The organism is Pseudomonas sp. P5_A2_2, from assembly GCF_054177685.1.
Genome location: NZ_JBGCUL010001114.1, coordinates 1 through 1,377, shown reverse-complemented (window position 1 = coordinate 1,377; position 1,377 = coordinate 1). Strand labels below are relative to the sequence as shown.

At 53.1% G+C, this 1,377-nt stretch carries 2 protein-coding genes; both read left to right on the top strand.

Features of this window, described 5'->3' with window-relative positions; translation table 11 throughout:
• Positions 1-27: 27 nt before the first annotated feature.
• Positions 28-654 carry a TetR/AcrR family transcriptional regulator gene (locus ACXRVY_RS29285; protein WP_458238995.1) on the top strand — a complete coding sequence of 209 codons (627 nt, stop codon included), beginning with the start codon at positions 28-30 and terminating at the stop codon, positions 652-654.
• 199 nt (positions 655-853) lie between these two features.
• Positions 854-1,377 (top strand): OmpP1/FadL family transporter (locus ACXRVY_RS29280; RefSeq protein ID WP_458238994.1); only part of this gene is annotated, 524 nt, incomplete at its 3' end.

Here is a 1,377-nt window from a genome sequence, read left to right as displayed (position 1 = left end):
CTTCGATAGGGTGAGTAAGCTGTGCTCATGAATCAGCCATCAATATCTTCATCTTCGCCCAGCCCCCGTGGCCCAGCCGATCACGACATTCGAGACCAGATTGTCGCGGCGGCCAATGAGCATTTCAGTCAGTACGGCTACGGCWAAACCACGGTTTCCGACCTGGCCAAGGCCATCGGATTTTCAAAGGCCTACATCTACAAATTTTTTGATTCCAAGCAGGCGATCGGTGAAGCCATCTGCGCAAATTGCCTGGCAGAAATCGTCGCGGCTGTGGAGCAGGCTGTCAATGTAGAAGACCTGTCGCCGACGGAGCGCTTTCGACGCTTGGTCAAGACGGTGATCGCCACAGGTGTGAATCTGTTCTTCAACGACCGAAAACTCTATGACATTGCAGCGTTCGCGGCGTCGGAAAGCTGGCCCAGTACGCAGGCTTATGACGCACGGATCAAACACTTCGTGTTGCAAATCGTGCGGGAAGGGCGAGAAATTGGCGAATTTGAACGCAAGACTCCGCTGGACGAGACGGTAGAATCGATACATCTCGCGCTGCGGCCATTCGTCAATCCTTTGCTGTTGCAGTACAACCTCGATTTCGTCGAGCAAGCGCCCACGCTCACCTCCAACCTCATCTTGCGTAGCCTCATGCCTTGACCTTCGGCTAAACGGTTACGGCATACCCGGGTCAGCACCCGATCATCAAAACGGCTTCTCACTTTGCCCTTCTTCCCATCTTTCGAAGGGCATTTTATTTATATGATTTGTGACTATTGACTGAATTGGTCACATGAATAAGTATGGGGATCCGTCGCTTCTACTGCTTCATCTCAGTGATACCCATAGAGTTCAAACAATGAAAACAATATTGCTCAAGAGCCCATTGGGCCTTGCTGTCGTGCTCGCATCCTCAAGCGTTTTTGCAAGCGGCTTCGCTCTCAATGAACAAAGCATCAGTGGGATGGGATCCGGGTTTGCCGGTCGCTCCTCCTCCGCTGAAGATGCGAGCACGGTCTTCGGTAATCCCGCGGGAATGTCCCGCTTGAAAAGAGAGCAGGTCAGCGTGGGGGCGGCGACTCTTTTCGCGAAGTCCGACATAAGCCAGACCCGCAGTACATTCGGAGGTCAGGAAGATGGTGATATGGTGCCCACGACCACGGTGCCTATGGGTTACTACGTCAAACCCATCGATGAGCATTGGGCGTTCGGTGTTGGTTTTTATGTACCGTTCGGTCTGATGACCGATTATGGCAGCGGTTATGCCGGGCGTTACTACGCCAACAAAAGCGAGGTCACGACACTTACGTTCCAGCCCACCGTCAGCTATGCCTTTAACGACAAGGTTTCGATCGGGTTCGGTCCCACCATCAACCGTATCAG